Below are 15759 nucleotides of genomic sequence, written 5' to 3'. Positions count from 1 at the left end.
GCACTTTCCGGGTCGAAACGAAGAGCACTTGCTTCGGATATGCTGCGAATCATCCAGAACGCGTCGGCTGCCGGGGCGAAGAGCTACTACAGCACGGCCGATTACTACGTCGAGGGGCAGGAGCTTGCCGGGCGATGGGGCGGCCGTGGCGCGGGGATGCTCGGGCTTTCCGGCGAGGTCGATCGGCAGGCCTGGGAGTCGCTCTGCGACAACCGCCACCCCCGGACCGGCGCCCCGCTGACGCTCCGCAACAAGGACCATCGCACCGTCGGCTACGACATCAATTTCCACGTGCCCAAGAGCGTCTCCGTCCTGCACGCGCTGACCGATGACGAGCGTATTACCGATGCCTTCCGCACGGCCGTGCGCCGGACCATGAACGAGCTCGAGGCGGAAGCCCAGTCCCGCGTCCGCAAGGGCGGGAAGTGCTCCGATCGCACGACGGGCAACCTGGTCTGGGGCGAGTTCGTCCATCTCACCTCACGGCCGGTGGACGGTGTGCCGGACCCACACCTGCACGCGCATTGTTTCGCGTTCAACGCCACCTGGGACGAGCAGGAGCGCGCGTGGAAGGCCGGGCAGTTCCGGGGCATCAAGCGGGACGCCCCGTACTTCCAGGCGGTGTTCCACTCGCACCTGGCCGATCTCCTGGCGGGAGAAGGCTACGGCATCCGTCGCACCGCCAAGGGTTGGGAGGTGGAGGGTGTTTCGGACCGGGTGATCGGCCTGTTCTCGCGCCGGCGCGACGTGATCGAGAAGGCCGCACGCGAGGAGGGGATCACCGACGATGCGCAGAAGGACCGCCTCGGGGCCAAGACCCGCGAGCGGAAGGCAACGCACCTGACGGGGGATCAGCTGCGGGCCGAGTGGCGGTCGCGGCTAGCCCCGGATGATCTCCACGCCGTTGCCCGCATCCGGCAGCGGGCGATTGCCTCTCCCCGGATCCGCGACGACCGGGCCGCGGAGGAGGCGATGCGGTTCGCGATCGGCCATTGCTTCGAGCGCCGCTCCGCCGTGCCCGAGAGGCAGCTCTTCACCGAGGCCCTGAAGCATTCCGTGGGGCGAGCGTCGGTCGAGCAGGTCACCCGATCGCCTTCGCCCTCAGAACTCGTGATCGGGACCGTCCAGGGCCGCCGGATGGCCACGACGCCGCACGTGCTCGCCGAGGAAGGCCGCATGGTCGAGTTCGCCCGCAAGGGGAGGGGGACGCGCAAGGCCCTGGGCGATCCGGACAGGCTGCCCACCCGAACATGGCTGGACCGCGACCAGCTTCGGGCGGTGCGCCATGTGCTCTCCTCCCGCGACCGGGTCATCGTGATCCGCGGGGCGGCTGGGGCGGGGAAGACGTCGCTCATGCAGGAGGCGGCCGAGGGCATCCGGGAAGGGGGGAGGGAGGTCTTCGTCTTTGCCCCGACGGCCGGAGCCAGCCGCGGCGTGCTCCGCCAGGAGGGATTCGGGGCGGCCGACACGGTGACGCGGCTGCTGCTCGACGAGACGCTGCAGGAGCGGACGCGCGGGCAGGTCATCTGGATCGACGAGGCGGGATTGCTCGGCTCGAAGACGATGGCCCGGGTCTTCGACCTGGCGGAGCGTGCCGACGCCCGCATCGTGCTCTCGGGCGACCGCCGGCAGCACAAATCGGTCGAGCGGGGCTCGCCGCTTCGCCTGCTCGAGGAGGAGGCCGGCGTCATCCCGGCGGAAGTGCGGGAGATCCAGCGGCAGAAGGGCCTCTACAAGGAGGCAATCAAGGCCCTGAGCGAGGGCCGGGCGGAGGAGGGGTTCGACCGGCTCGACGGGCTGGGCTGGGTCCGGGAGATCGGGGAGCGGGACCGCCACCGGCAGCTGGCGGCGGACTACGTCGAGGCCGTAGGCGCGGGCGAGACCGCCCTGGTCGTATCGCCCACGCATCTGGAGAAGGACCGCATCACCCGCGAGATCCGGCGGGTCCTCCGCGAGGAGGGCAAGCTGGACGGGGAGGGGCGCGAGATCCCCGTGCTCATCAGCCGGCAACTCACGGAGGCCGAGAAGGCTGACCCGGCCCAATACCAGCCCGGCGACGTGCTCCTGTTCCACCAGAATGCGAGGGGCTACCGCAAAGGCGAGCGCATCGAGGCGACGGGCGCCGCGGCGTTGCCCTTGGGGCAGTCGGGCCGGTTCGAGGTCTTCCACCGTGGAAAGCTCGCGATTGCGCCGGGCGACGTCGTCCGCATCACGAGGAACGGAACCACGGCGGACCGGAAGCACGCGCTGCACAACGGCGACCTGCACCGCGTCAGGTCCTTCGGCAGGGACGGGGACATCGAACTGGATAACGGATGGACGATCGCACGGGACTTCGGCCATCTGGATTACGGCTATGTCGTGACCTCGCATGCGGCGCAGGGCAAGACGGTCGATCGCGTCTTCGTCGGCCAGTCGGCCGACTCCTTCGCGGCGACCTCCCGCGAGCAATTCTACGTGAGCTGCTCGCGGGGGCGGAAATCGGCCACGGTCTACACGAACGACAAGCAGGCGCTGCGGGCGCAGCTGGCCCGCTCGGAGCAGCAGATGTCGGCGAGGGACGTCGCGGCAGCCGGCCCGCGCCCACCGGTTCCCAAGATCCGTCAGCGTCTCAAGGAGGCGGAGCGGCGGAGGCTGGTTCGGATCCCGGCCCCGGCCCGCGCCCCGGCGCAGGAGAGGCAGCATGAGCGATAGCGTCCTGAAGCGATACACGAACCCGAGGGCGGCGTTCGTGCAGCGCGGCGAGCAGCCGGACGAGGAGGAGGGATTGACCGACGATCTCGGCTGCTATGGATGGCTCCGGGGGATGCGCGAGCGCTCCCCCATGCTCGAATTCCGCCGCAAGGACGGGCGGAGCCTCGCGTACGACTACGCGCTGCTTCGCAAGGTTGAGTTCGACCCCTCGGAGGGCATCACGCTGCATTTCGACGGCGAGATCGCCCGCATCGAGGGCCGGAATCTGGGCGACGAGCTGACGCCGGGCATCCAGCTCCTGCGGGGGATCCTCAACCACCGCGTCCCCTGGGTCCGGGAACTGGGCGAGGCTGATCTCCTGGCGGCGGCGGAGGACACGCTCGTCATCGAACGGTTCGATTTCATAGAGGCGAGATGACGCCTCGTTCCTGCCCTCTCACCGGCGAGCGAAGCGAGCGGAAAGGCCGGGGCCGCGGACGCCCCGTCGCCACCACGGGATCTCCCGGTCTTCTTCGAGGTGAGGTGGTTCGACGCAGACGATCCGTTCTCCGGCGTCGATGCGTCGGTCCATCTCTCGCCCGGCGAGTTCATCGCTCAGTGCGTTCCAACCGCGCGCAATCAGCCAGCGGCGGTAGGCGAGGGCGCCGCCCTGCCGGTGGCGGGCGAGGGTGAGCCGGATAGCCGCGTTTCCCGATGGCCCGGATGGGGTCCCTGCCGTAGAGGGCGACCGTCCGTTGCCCGCCCTTCCGGCCTGCCTGCCGGCGGTTCATGGCGCCGCCCCCGCCAACTTCGCCATCTCCTCGGCCAGACGCCAGAGCGCCCGATTGATGCGGAGGTCAGCGTCCACGGAGCGGATCGGCCGCGTGCGGATACGCCGCCCGCCCGCGTTGATGGCGCGCAAGTCGCCCTTGATCACGTTCTCCTGCACGCGGTTCAGCGTGTGCCAGAGGTCCGGCCGGTCGTCCTCCATGCGCCGAGGGATGAGCAGGTGGGACGGCGTGATGCTGGGATTCGGCTTCAGCTCCGAGGCGGCGGCGGCGAATGCCCGCTGCTGCGGCGGGGTCAGGCCGATCTGCTTCCAAACCGCGATCTTCTCCAGGGCCCGGGGCGTCTCCTCGGCGACCCGATAGGTCGCGTCGACGATCCGCTCGTGGAAGTCGCCGCCGCCGGAGTGCCGGACGCTGATGCTGCCGAAGTCGGCGGACTGCACGGTCAGGCCGTTGCCGCAGACCAGCCGGAAGATGCCGGCCATGAAGCGGTAGGCGGAGGTGCCGTCGTGGGAGTTGGTCAGGACCAGTTCGGGCGTCTCCTGGCCGATGGCCAGGGCCTCGAGGTGGTCGGCGTGCCGGAACCGGATCAGGTGGCGGGTGAAGTCGCCCTTCTCGGGGATGCGGGTGCGGGACTGCTGGGCCTTGACCGGGAAGAACCCCCGATCGCGGAGGATGTCCACGACCTCGATGGTCGGGACCATGCGGTAACGGCCCGACATGCCGTGCCACGGCCGGGAGGCGAACACGCTGGGGGCCAGGCGGCGGAGGTCGTCGCGGGACAGGACGGCGGGGACGGTCGCGGTCGTCATGAGTGGATCTCCGGGTGTTCGTGGATGCGGAAAAGAGGAGCGGGCATCCGTGCCCGGGGTGCGTTCAGGCGGTGGCCGCCTCGGCCTGGCCGACGGGGGCCAGCAGCGCGGGCAAGTCCTTGGCCTTCCGGATGGCGGTGTGGTTGACGTTCCTCCACCAGTGGAGGCCGTTGTAGCGCCAGCCTGCGGCGACGAGGGCCTTGCGGGTCGCGGCGTCGGGGCGGACGGTGAAGGCGAGCTTCTCGGTGTGCGAGGTGCGGTGGACGATCTGCATGGTCCGGTCTCCTGATGCGAAGGGCCTGTTGGTCGGTCATGTCGGCACGCGCGACATTCAACCGGCCAACGGCGGCACCAGGTGCCGGATTGATATAGAATGGGTGAATTCGTCACAGGGACGAGCGGAGCGGCTGCACACGGAGCGCAGCGACACGGAAGCTGCGGGAGGAGCGCCCTTGACGAAGAGGGCGACGTCCTTCCGGACAGGCCGGTAGGGCCTAGGCTGAGGAGCTATTCTCTTGAATCAGTTCCCGGAGCCGGGGCTGCGCGAATGGCCTGTACGCTTCAGATCGTCGCTCCCGGGTGCCAGGTCCTTGCTGGTGATCGGTCGCGTCCTCAGGCGGTCTTCCGCGTGTGCGGGAGAGGACATTGCCTCTGCTATCGCCTGCTCGACCTTCGCCCAATCCTCCCGATTGACGCAGATTACGGGCCTGGTGCCTGCCAGCATTTTCCGCACCCGCACGCTGTGGCCCCAGCAATCCATGCGTTGGATGCCGGGCAGCGCGGGGTTGTAGGCATGCTGGATGGGATCGACGGCCTTCCTGATCTCGCGCCTGTGCGGACTGGACGCTTGGCGAATATCGCCAAGACCCATCCATTCCGCGTCCTTGGCGGGCAGGTTCATCTGGCTCGCCGCGTAAGCGTCGGAAAAGGCATGCTCCCCGGGGGCAACGGCAACCCTTTTCTCCTTGCGAACCCTCACCGCCTCCCGGAAGCGTTCAATGCTCGCCGCGTTCACCGCGAACATCATGCTCCTGCCATTTCTCGCGTAGGTGCATTTGATCTCAATCCCTTCCACGACGGTCGGCTGATTCCCGTCCAGCAGGTGATTCAGTTCGGACCACACGCTGCGAAACGCGGGGTCGTTCTGCCGGTAGCCGGAAGTCGTCGCCGCCCGCAGCACATCCAGCCATTCCGACCCCTTTTCCGGGGCAAGCAGGGCGGAGAAGCGGGGCAGCGAAGTCCGCTTGATGCAGAAGGGGATTTTCGGGCCAGCCGACTTATAGCCGCATTCGATGGCGAACTCGCCCGTGTAGTCTTTCACAGTGATTGGCGATTTCCGGGTAGTCGCATACTCCGCCTCGAGCATCTTCCAGCACTTTTCAAATCTCGGCGTGTTGACGGACCACCCGATTTCTGCGGCCGCTTCCTTGCGGCTCGCCCATTCGTCGCCCTTCTTCTCCGCGATGCCGAGGTGTTCGCGGAACCAGTGGACCTGGTCCGCATGGAGGCAAAACACGTGGTGGTTACCCCGCCGCGCGGTGCCGCACTTCACCTCATGCCCCTCGATGACCACAGGCTCCTCGGGCGCGGCGGCATAGCGATCAGAAATCTGCGACCACAACTCTTCGGCCTTGGCGTTCTTGTCGGTGGTCCCCACGGCGCGGAGGAATTCGATGCGTGCCATCCATTCGTCGCCCGACTTCTCCGGATCACCCAGGCCGATGCGGGCGGCGAGGCCCGGCAGTGCCGACCGATTGATGCAGAAGACGACCTTTCCGTCCCAGGTTGCCTTGTAGGCGCAGGTGACGGCGAGGCCGTCGATGGACACCTGCTGTTCGGCGGAGCCGGCCTCTGCCGCGGCCGCGATCTGGTCCCAGAGCGCCCTCAGCTTGTCGCTGGCGGTCCTTAACTCCCTGCAGGTTTCGGTATAATTGATCCAGTCCTCGGACTTCTCGCCATACGACTGATCGCGGGCCTTTTTCGCCTTCGTCACCACCTCGCTTACGTCATCGTAATCGATATGGACTTCGATATCGCTCGGCCAAGGCTTCATGCCTGGCGGCTGCGTCGGCCGCGTCGGCTGCGGCCTCGATTGGGAAAAGACCGCGGCCCTGCCTTCGAGGACTTCGCCGAAGAGCAGCGGATTCATGTTCGGCGCACGGACGTTGATCGCCAGGGCGATCTTCCCCTGGCGATCAATGTCCGGATAGAACCGCTCGGCGTAATCGTCCGTGGGCTTGCGGGCGAAGCGGCCGAGCGGCTGCTCGACGCGGTGCGTCACCCGAGTGGGCCGCAGCATGTAGCCGACGGTCGCATTCCTGTCGTTGAAGCCCATTTCGAGCACCGAGTCGTTCCACAGCGCGCTGATCTGCCCGGTGCGGAAGGCCTCGAGTTTGGCATCGCGCACGGTCTTGGACATTTCCCCGCTGACATAGTCCGCGCGAGCCGACTTGCCGAGTGCCGTGGCGGTCTGGTTGAATAGCTCGGCCCCTCTGCGGGCCGCATCCACTCCTTGGGTGTAGAAGATCGCGGGTAGGCGGTGGAGCGGGCCTCCCATGTCGAGCCGGGCCAGGTGCTCCGGATCCTCGTTGAAGTGGAAGTCGATCGCGCCCTTGATGACGGCTGGGCTGTTCACGAACCTGGCGACGTCCGCTTCGCGAAAGTCCACGCCGGCTCCGGGTGGCTTGAAGTCCTTGAGCCACTGTTCATCTATATTGACGTCGATGACGCCCGTGCGGACGCCTTCGCAGAGCAGGTCTTTTTCGATTGCCGGGACGATCTTGAGCTGGAAGATGGGCGCCTGCCCCTCGAACAGCGCCTGGCGCTCGCCCGCTTCGGTGGCGGTGAACCCGGCGACGATGCTCTTTCGCAAGAGTCCCTTGATCTCCTTCGCTGTCTGAGGTCCCTTGCCCATATGCACCTCGTCCAGAAGCACCAGCGGCCGGTAGTGCTCGCTACCGGCGTCGGCGAAGGGATACTGCCGGAGCAGGGAAGGGAGCGACTGGTAGGTGGTGATCAGGTACTTCTGCCCTATGGCGCGCGCCTTGGCGGCGCGGGGCTGCTTGCCGTCGTATACGCCGACATCGTCGGGATCGAGGCCGATCTCTTCGCAGAACTCCTTCTTCGTCTGGTCATTGATGACATTACGCGGCGTCAAGAACAGGGTCGGCACGTCGCAGGCTTTGGCGAGGCAGCCCATCATGCGCGTCTTGCCGGTCCCCGTCGCAGAGACGACCTCGAAGAAGTCGTCGATCTTCCGCCCCGTCTCCTCCTTGCCCTTCCCGTCGGCGCTGTATGCGATGCCGTAACTCTCCCCTTTGTGCAGCGACAGGAACGCGAGCGAACGTTCCAGCGCCGCGACCTGGTGGTCCATCAGCTTGTCCTTGTGATCTGCCTTCTCCCGCCCGACGTAGTGTCGTAGCTTATGGAGGATCCGGTCCTTCAGTTCATTTTGCAATCGCTATTCATCCATGAAATTAGAATATTAATATTCTATCATATTATAATATGTAAAATAATTAATTTTTCAATGCGGAATCGCCGCAGTTTCAATGCCTTGCAAGAGGCAATGTTCCGTTACGCCCCCGGCGATAAGACCTGATGACCTTCCGGCGGGTCAGTATTTAATGCGCTCAATCTCGTCCAGCGTGACCTGGTCGTTGGTCCGGTCGTAGAGCTTGGTCGTGCGCGGGCTCGCGTGGGCGGCCATCTGCTGGGCCTTCTCCAGCGTGCCGTCGTGCTCCAGGTAGTTGGTGATGCCGGTGGCCCGGAAGCTGTGGCAGCCGATCGGCGTCCTGATCCCCGCCTTCTCCGCCCGTCTGCGGATCATGCGCCAGACGTCGGCGGTGGACATCGGGCTCGCCGTCAGCCCGTCGCCCCTGCGGGTGGCGGTGCGGAAGAGGGGCCCGCGCCGGTCGCCCCCGATCCCCGCCGCCTCGACGTACGCGTCCAGGAACTCCTCGAGCTTATGATGGGCCGGCATCTCGTGCTGCTTGCCGCCTTTCTCCTGGAGGCGGAGCCACATGCGCTTGCCCTGCGGGCAATAGTCCTCGACCGCCATCGTGACGACGGCACCGACCCGCGCGAAGGTGAAGAACATCGCGGCGATGACGGCGCGGTCCCTCTTGTCCACGACGGTGACGGGCGCGATGCTCTCGAACAACGTGCGGGTCTCCTCCGGCGAGAGGACAGGGGTCTTGCCCTTGGTGACGACGTGCTTCGGGCCCCGGACGGCATGCGCAGGGTTGACCGGCACGACCTGGCCGGTGACCAGCCAGTCGAAGAGCATGCGGATCGTGGCCAGGTGCTGCTTCACCGTCGGCTTGGAGTGCGATTTCACCAGCTGCTCGATATAGGCCGCGACCGTCACGGGCCGGATGTCCTTCAGGGCATGGATGCCCCGGCCCTCGCACCAGGCCAGGAATTGCATGGCGTTGCGGAGATAGGCCCGGCGGGTGTGCGGGTTGCGGATCTGGGCGGCGAAGTATTCGACGAACCGCGTGACCGCATCCTCGCCGGCCGAGGCCAGGATGGCCGGCACCGTTAGGCGCGACGCCGAGGGGAGGGCCGGCAAGAGCACGGCGGTGGCCGGCGATGGGGCGCCCGCCTCAGGCGGCGAGGAGGGGGACGTCATACTGGGACAAGATCGTGTCCCTCGACACGAGGGTCATCCCTTCGACCTTGGCCTGGGCGACGAGCAGCCGGTCGAAGGGATCTTTGTGGACGGGGGACAGGTCGCGCAGAGCGGCGGCGTGGGCGACCTTCAGGGGCAGCTCGCGGAATCGGCAGGGGCCGATCATGGCCTCGGGGTGCTCGCTCACCTTGAGCTTCCCGCTGGCCTGCTTGATCGCGATCTCGATGATCGAGGCGGCGCTGACGAAGACGAAATGGCGGGGATTGGCGATCGCGATGCGGGCCTCGGCGGCGAGGTGGGCGGGGTCGGAGAGCCACCACAGGAAGGCGTGCGTGTCGAGGAGGAGCTTCACGCCTCCTCGCCGTCGAAGAGCGCCTCGACTTCCGGGTCGGGGGCGTCGAAATCCGGGGACATCCACACTTGGCCCTTGAGCTGTCCGCCCTGGCGGGGCTGTGCGTCGGGCTGGATGGGCACAAGGCGCACCAGGGGCTCTCCCGAGCGGGCGATCTGCACTTCTTCTCCGGCGAGCGCCAGCTCGATGAGACGGGAGAGCTGGGCCTTGGCCTGGTGGATATTCGCGATTTCCATATGAACCACAATCAAATTGGCATGATAACATATTAAACCAAAATGGACCATCTTGCAACCATCTTGACCATGTGACCCTCCCATGTGAAAGATAACGTCCTTTATCTATCATGCTCACGGCAAGCCGGAAGCCCGCCGAGTCGTCACGCGGACGAGCCGCCGGCTGGCTTTCAATAATTGACATGCCATGATACCATGTTAAGCTTCCTGTTAGTCCCATATGGTGCCCGCATCCGCAATAAATCGCCGGCCTGCAGGTCTTGCGTATCATTGACGATAGGCAGGGAGAAGCGGCGCCCCGTTGGAATTTGTCAACTCACATGGAGGTGCCTATGCAAGTCGAGTACGTCAAGATCGGTGACGACGGCCGGGTGGTGATCCCGTCGTCTCTCCGCAGGGAGCTGAACATCAAGCCCGGCGATACGCTGGTCCTCGAGTCCGACGGCGACAGCCTGCTGGTCCGCGGGTACGAGCAGGTCCTGAAGGAGGTCCAGTCCGCGTTCGCGGACGTCGCACCGCCGGGGGCGCTGTTGTCCGAGGAACTGCTCCGCGACCGCCGCGACGAGGCGACCCGCGAGTCCCGTGACTGAGTCGGTCTTGGATGCCTCGGCGCTCATCGCTTTCCTGCGGAACGAGCCCGGGGCCGACAACGTGCGGGCGATCCTATCCTCCGCGTGCATCTCCGCCGTCAACCTGGCCGAGACCTACGGCAAGCTGGTCCAGTACGGCAAGCGGCTCGACGACACCATTCGGCTGATCGCCCGGCTCCGCCTTCGGGTCGTCCCGTTCGACGCGGCCCAGGCGAGCATCGCCGCTTCGCTGTGGGTGCCGACCCGCTCGGCCGGGCTATCGCTCGGCGATCGCGCCTGCCTGGCCCTCGCCTTGCACCTGGACGCACAGGCCGTCACTGCAGAACGGGCCTGGGCGGCGTGCGAGCTGGGCGTCCGCTTGGTCATGATCCGATAGCAATTCTCATCGGGCAACCACTGGCCCCATAACCGGAAGGCGGTTCCCGAGGGACGGGAGCCAATCGGACACCGAAAGCACGTGACCGACGGGAGCCGGCGTCTCATTCCCGATGAAGGACGTCAAGGGCTTCGACGACAGCCCGACAGAAGGGATCTCAGTGGGATTATAATTTTATTTATGATAGTAAAATACAATAACTATATTGTTCATATCATATAGAGAAATGGAATCACCAGTGCCCAGTAGCCAGCCTCAGCCAGAGATCGACCACTCCCGCATCAAATATCCGAGCGACCGCGTGACCCTCAAACATCTGCGGGCCCTTGCCGAGGATGATTTGGGTTTTTATTTCAGGCAAGAAGGCACAGACATTGGGAACATGACGATTCGAGAGCAAAACCATGCGAAGCTTGGATTCGCCAAGGCATTAGGAGACCCGGCAAGGATTGAAAAAGCGATATTCAACCTCGTGGGCGACGATTGGGACGAGGAAATGGATGGGAAGTATAGCGATGCCAAGGGGCTAGAGAAAGCCGTCGAGATGCTCACCGAATACTATATACGCTACGGTGTCGCAGAAGGCCCGATCTCCGCAAAGCAAGCGATCCGCCGCATCGAAAAACAGGGCGCGGAACAGGCCAAACAGTTCATGGGGCGGACAGGAGGGGATTAGGCCCTCTGCCGTGGCCAGCTAGCTCCTCGCGTCCGGCCGCCGCACTCCGATGTTGAACCAGGTCCCATTGAATATTATGAATTCCAACAAATCATGTGATAAAGCAGGGCAGTGATGGACAAAGGGGAGAAACAAGGGCCCTCGTGGCTCGGCTCGGTCCCGAGATACGCGGGCATCCTGGCTGCAATGGTGCTCGCCCGGCTGGGCATCTTCGATCCCGTCGTGCATGCGGTGGGGGGATGGCTCGGTTTCGGCGACCGGGCGGCGGGAGGAGGCGGTCATACGGATCGTCCGTCGACGGCGGCCGCGGACACGGCGCCTCGTCCGGGTCACTTCGGCGTCGTCCCGGATGACATGCGCGCGCCGGCCACGCCCGGAGGCCACAAATCCACCCGGGCGCGATAACTCCTAGCCTCGCCATCCCTCGGCGTCAAGCCCTCCACGGCTGGATTGGAGATGCGTTCTCCCGCGGCGTAAAATGGTATCCGGAGCGAATCGAGAGCGATTGCCGGGGCGACGTACCCATGAGCGAGCGATCGGTTACCGGCGACGAGCGGACTCGGGAGCTGATTGCCCGCTTCGCCGGCTTGTACGAGAAGGATCGGTTAGCCGCCGCGATCGAGGCGGGCACGCTCGGGGCGTCGGCGATCCCTCCGCTGGTCGATGCGCTGCGTCATCGCGACCCCTTCGTGCGCGAACAGGCCGCGCTCGCCCTCGGCAGGATGGGGCCGCCGGCTTCGGCCGCGGTCGCGGACCTGATCGACTCGCTCGACGATGAGGCGTCCTGCGTGCGCGAGAAGGCCGCCGCGGCACTCCGCGCGCTAGGCCCATCCGCTTCGGCCGCGATCCCCAGCCTGGTCCGGTTGCTGGGCGAAGATTTCGGGCTCGTGCTCGAGGAATCGGCGTTGGCGCTCGCCGCGATCGGCCCGGCGGCCGTCTTCCCACTGATCGGGCTGCTGGGGCACGAAGACGGCAGCACGCGCGGGTATGCGGCTTTGGCGCTCGGCGAGATCGGGACGGCCGCGGCCCCGGCCGTCCCGGACCTGATCGGGCTCATCGAGGATCCGTACCGCTTCGCGTCGCTCTCCAGCGTCAAAGCGCTGGGACAGATCGGGGCGGCGTCCGAGGCGGCGATCCCCGCGTTGATCGGGGTCCTGGCCAGCGATGACGCGAAGGCTCGGGCCCTCGCGTGCCAATCGCTGATCCGCATCGGGCCCGCGTCGGTCCCCTCCCTGCTCGATGCGGCGTCGGCCGGGATCGACCGGCGCTGGGAGCTCGACGAGTTTCCGCGGGTGTGGTCCCGTGATCTCATCTGCAGCATCATCCAGGCGGTTGGGCCTCCGGCCCTGCCCTACCTGGCCCTGGCCCTGGCCGGTGGCGAGCCGGCCTGCTCGCGCGCCTGGGAGGCGCTCTCCACCTGGGACGAGGAAGTCGAGTCCTGCCTCGAGGACGCCCTCCGGCATCGCAACCTGGTGATCCGCACCAAGGCGGAGGCCCTCCGGACGATGCGCCGTGCCGCTGGGCTTGTCGAGAGCCCCCTGTCCGGGCTGAAACATCGATTCCCGCAAGCCCACGACGTCCTGCTCGCCCTCCTGGCCATGCCCAAGACCGCCCCGAAGACGAAGGAGCGGCTGCGGAGCTTCCGGGCCCTGGTCAAGCTCCGGTCGTTCCGGAAGGTAGCAAAAGAAGCCCGGCTAATGGGGCGCAGCGGCGACCATTCCAGTCCGGCCTCGCAGGTCGCGTGGCTGGAGGAATCCCTGGGTGCCCCGCTGACCCGGGCCGTGGAGGGCACCGGCCGAAAGCGGGTTGAGCTCACCGACTTGGGGCGAGCCCTCGGCGAATGGATCGAGGCCAACCCCCGCCGGCTCGATTGAACGCCCGGAATTCCGCCGGCATCCGCGTACTGGGCGCATGTCCCCCTGGGAAACGCTAGCCCTGCATTTTCCCAAATTGCTGGCCGTCCTCGCCTTCCCTATCTTTGGGTATCCGATCACCCCGACCTCGCGGTGACCGGAATGGCGAGAAAACCAGCCTGCTGAGCTTGCTCGCCCGCACCCCCGTCGTCGGCTCGGATCAGGCGATCCCGCCCTCCCGCATGGCCGACCAGTCGCCCGTAGGGCGGTTGGGCCGCCTCGGAGATCGCTGCCCAAACCCCGCGTCGAGCCCTCTCGGTCTCGCGCTGCCGGGAGCGTGCGCGTCCGACCACGCTTGATCGCCCCACAAAGGAGGCACCATGGCCCCCGAACTGATTCGCATCGTCCCCCTCGCGGAGATCGAACTGGTCCCGCTGAACCGGAAGTCGCTCGACGAGGAGGCCCTCGCTGGCCTGACCCAATCCATGCAGGAGGTCGGGCTGCTCTATCCGCCCCGGCTCACGCGGAAGGGGCAGAAATACATCCCGTCGGACGGGTATCACCGCATCCTCGCCGCCATGAAGCTCGGCTGGACGGAGATCTCGGCGATCATCGAGGAGAAGCCGCTGGCCGAAGGCGAGCTGATCCAGAAGGGCCTGATCGCCAACTCGCACCGGATCGCAAACACGCCGGTGGAGAAGGCCGAGGCCATCGGGCGGCTCATGGAGGTCACCGGCTGGAACGCCTCGACGGTCGCCGAGAAGCTCGGCATGTCGAACGCCACCGTCTCGCGGCTGCTGTCGATCCTGGAGTTGCCCGAGCCGATCCGCGAGCGGGTCCATCGCGGCGACATCTCCTTGAGCGCGGCCTGCGAGCTGGCGCGCGTCGAGGACGGGGCTGAGCAGGCGGACCTGGCCTCGAAGGTCGCCGCGGGCAAGCTCACGCGGGATGCGCTCAGCGGGTCGCTCAAGTCGCGGAAGAACGGGCACGCCTCCAAGCCGTCGGCCGCCCCCTCCCCGTCCCGCGTCACCGCCAAGCTGGCCGGCGGGCGGGCGGTCACGGTGGCCGCCGATTCGGTCGACCTGGACGCCTTCATCGAGGTGCTCGAGGAGGTCCTGGGCAAGGCCCGCAAGGCCAGGACCCAGGGGATCGAGCTCGGCACCTTCGCCAAGATGCTGCGCGACCAGGCCAACTGAACCGCCGCTGTCCGTCATGCTTTCATGAAAGACAGCAAGCCTGAAAGCACAGCAAACGCGATTCCGATAGGGGGAAACATGTGGCGGCGGAAGTCGGGACAACCGTTTCAGCAGCCAGGGCCCTGGCACCTGTCCGAGGCGCTGCTGGCCCTGTCGGCGGATGACGATTTGACCCTCGCGGACGCCTTCGAGGGGACGGTCGTGTTCGGTGCTACCGGCAGCGGCAAGTCCTCCGGGAGCGGACGGACGTTCGCGCTCGCCTTCCTCCGGGCCGGGTTCGGCGGCCTGGTCCTCACCGCGAAGCCCGACGAGCGGGCCGTCTGGGAGACGTATTGCCGGGAGGCGGGGCGATCGGACGACCTGTGCGTCTTCGGCCCCGACCGCCCCTTGCGCTTCAACTTCATCGACCACGAGCTCAAGCGGCCCGGCCTCGGCGCGGGCCTCACCGAGAACATCGTCAACCTCCTCTCGACCGTGCTGGAGGTCGCCGAGCGCGGCACGGGCAGCGGCCAGGGCGGGCGCGAGGACGAGGGCTACTGGCGCCGGGCGATGCGCCAGCTCATGCGCAACCTGGTGGACCTCCTCGTCCTGGCCCGGGGGAGCCTCTCGATCCCCGACCTCTACCGGCTGATCGTCTCGGCGCCGACCTCCCTCGAGGAGGCCCGGTCGCCCGAATGGAAGGCCGAGTCGTTCTGCTACGCCTGCCTGCAGGAGGCCGACGAGCGGGAGAAGACGGAGCGGCAGCGGAAGGATTACGAGATCGTGGCCGACTACCTCATGCTCGAATACCCGGCACTCTCCGAGAAGACCCGGTCGGTGATCGTCTCGACCTTCACCAGCATGATCGACGTGCTCAACCGGGGCATCCTCCGGGACCTCTTCTGCGGCGAGACGAACGTGGGCCCGGAGGCGGTTGAGGCGGGCAAGGTGCTGGTGATCGACCTGCCGGTCAAGGAGTTCGCCGAGGTCGGCGTCTTCGCCCAGGTGCTCTGGAAGTACGTGTTCCAGCGCTCCATCGAGCGGCGGGACGCGGCCGCCAACCCCCGGCCGGTCTTCTTCTGGGCGGACGAGGCCCAGAACTTCGTGACGTCGTATGACATGCAGTTCCAGACCACGGCCCGCAGCTCGCGCGTGGCCACGGTGCTGCTCAGCCAGAATCTCTCGAACTTCTACGCCGCGCTGGGCGGCGGGGAGCGCGGAAAGGCCCAGGCGGATTCGCTCCTGGCCAACCTCAACACCAAGGTGTTCCACGCCAACGGAGACCCGGTCACCAACGAATGGGCGGCCACGCTCATCGGCCGCACGCGGCAATTCCTGGTGAACGGCGGCAACAGCTACCAGACGCCCGATTTCACGACCTTCCCCTGGATGCGGTCGTTCCCGTCGGTCAACGCCGGCATCTCCGAGACCTTCGAGTTCGAGGTCCAGCCGAGCGCCTTCACGGCGCTCCGCCGCGGCGGCTTCGCCAGCGGCGGCGAAGTGGACGGGATCGTCTTCCAGGGCGGCAGGCGGTTCCTCGCGAATGGCCGATCCTGGCTCCGCCGGACGTTCCTGCAGCGCGGCTGAGACATCAT

At 66.5% G+C, this 15759-nt stretch carries 14 protein-coding genes; 8 read left to right on the top strand and 6 right to left on the bottom strand.

The window, feature by feature from the left end; translation table 11 throughout:
* Positions 1–39 precede the first annotated feature (39 nt).
* Entirely contained in the window at positions 40–2694 is a 2655-nt protein-coding gene (mobF, locus tag TsocGM_RS01320; RefSeq protein WP_158633326.1) for a MobF family relaxase, read from the top strand.
* Positions 2684–3112 (top strand): hypothetical protein, encoded by a 429-nt coding sequence (locus TsocGM_RS01315; RefSeq protein WP_126723515.1) that lies wholly within the window; start codon positions 2684–2686, stop codon positions 3110–3112. Before mobF ends, TsocGM_RS01315 begins: the two co-directional genes overlap by 11 nt.
* Positions 3113–3460: 348 nt before the next feature.
* On the opposite strand, the gene TsocGM_RS01310 is transcribed toward TsocGM_RS01315, so the two are convergent.
* From TsocGM_RS01310 to TsocGM_RS01285, 6 genes are all read right to left on the bottom strand, one after another.
* Positions 3461–4273 carry a DUF932 domain-containing protein gene (locus TsocGM_RS01310; RefSeq protein WP_126723514.1) on the bottom strand — a complete coding sequence of 271 codons (813 nt, stop codon included), beginning with the start codon at positions 4271–4273 and terminating at the stop codon, positions 3461–3463.
* Between the two features lie 64 nt (positions 4274–4337).
* Positions 4338–4547 carry a hypothetical protein gene (locus TsocGM_RS01305; protein ID WP_126723513.1) on the bottom strand — a complete coding sequence of 70 codons (210 nt, stop codon included), beginning with the start codon at positions 4545–4547 and terminating at the stop codon, positions 4338–4340.
* A gap of 246 nt (positions 4548–4793) precedes the next feature.
* On the bottom strand, positions 4794–7730 hold the full coding sequence (locus TsocGM_RS01300; RefSeq protein ID WP_126723512.1) for a DEAD/DEAH box helicase: 2937 nt from the start codon (positions 7728–7730) through the stop codon (positions 4794–4796).
* A gap of 159 nt (positions 7731–7889) precedes the next feature.
* Complete coding sequence (locus TsocGM_RS01295) at positions 7890–8906, bottom strand: tyrosine-type recombinase/integrase (protein WP_126723511.1); 1017 nt, start codon at positions 8904–8906, stop codon at positions 7890–7892.
* Positions 8881–9258, bottom strand: a complete 378-nt coding sequence (locus tag TsocGM_RS01290; protein ID WP_126723510.1) for a type II toxin-antitoxin system VapC family toxin — start codon at positions 9256–9258, stop codon at positions 8881–8883. Before TsocGM_RS01290 ends, TsocGM_RS01295 begins: the two co-directional genes overlap by 26 nt.
* Positions 9255–9545: a type II toxin-antitoxin system Phd/YefM family antitoxin gene (locus tag TsocGM_RS01285; RefSeq protein ID WP_233578156.1), complete on the bottom strand. Its 291-nt coding sequence runs from the start codon at positions 9543–9545 to the stop codon at positions 9255–9257. The genes TsocGM_RS01290 and TsocGM_RS01285 overlap by 4 nt, the downstream gene beginning before the upstream one ends.
* Positions 9546–9826: 281 nt before the next feature.
* Between TsocGM_RS01285 and TsocGM_RS01280 the strand changes: the two genes are divergently transcribed.
* The 6 genes from TsocGM_RS01280 to TsocGM_RS01255 all read left to right on the top strand — a co-directional run bounded on the left by TsocGM_RS01280 (position 9827) and on the right by TsocGM_RS01255 (position 15751).
* Positions 9827–10084 carry an AbrB/MazE/SpoVT family DNA-binding domain-containing protein gene (locus tag TsocGM_RS01280; protein ID WP_126723509.1) on the top strand — a complete coding sequence of 86 codons (258 nt, stop codon included), beginning with the start codon at positions 9827–9829 and terminating at the stop codon, positions 10082–10084.
* Complete coding sequence (locus TsocGM_RS01275) at positions 10077–10460, top strand: type II toxin-antitoxin system VapC family toxin (RefSeq protein WP_126723508.1); 384 nt, start codon at positions 10077–10079, stop codon at positions 10458–10460. The genes TsocGM_RS01280 and TsocGM_RS01275 overlap by 8 nt, the downstream gene beginning before the upstream one ends.
* Before the next feature lie 301 nt (positions 10461–10761).
* Positions 10762–11136 (top strand): hypothetical protein, encoded by a 375-nt coding sequence (locus TsocGM_RS01270; protein WP_158633325.1) that lies wholly within the window; start codon positions 10762–10764, stop codon positions 11134–11136.
* 524 nt (positions 11137–11660) lie between these two features.
* Positions 11661–13010 carry a HEAT repeat domain-containing protein gene (locus TsocGM_RS01265; protein WP_126723506.1) on the top strand — a complete coding sequence of 450 codons (1350 nt, stop codon included), beginning with the start codon at positions 11661–11663 and terminating at the stop codon, positions 13008–13010.
* Between the two features lie 359 nt (positions 13011–13369).
* Positions 13370–14185, top strand: coding sequence for a ParB/RepB/Spo0J family partition protein (locus TsocGM_RS01260; protein ID WP_126723505.1), 816 nt, complete (start codon positions 13370–13372; stop codon positions 14183–14185).
* A gap of 78 nt (positions 14186–14263) precedes the next feature.
* Positions 14264–15751 (top strand): type IV secretory system conjugative DNA transfer family protein, encoded by a 1488-nt coding sequence (locus TsocGM_RS01255; protein WP_126723504.1) that lies wholly within the window; start codon positions 14264–14266, stop codon positions 15749–15751.
* The last annotated feature ends 8 nt before the right edge of the window (positions 15752–15759 follow it).

Origin of the sequence: Tautonia sociabilis (assembly GCF_003977685.1) — a bacterium.
Taxonomy (GTDB): Bacteria; Planctomycetota; Planctomycetia; order Isosphaerales; family Isosphaeraceae; genus Tautonia; species Tautonia sociabilis.
This window is presented reverse-complemented; position numbering and strand designations above follow the sequence as displayed.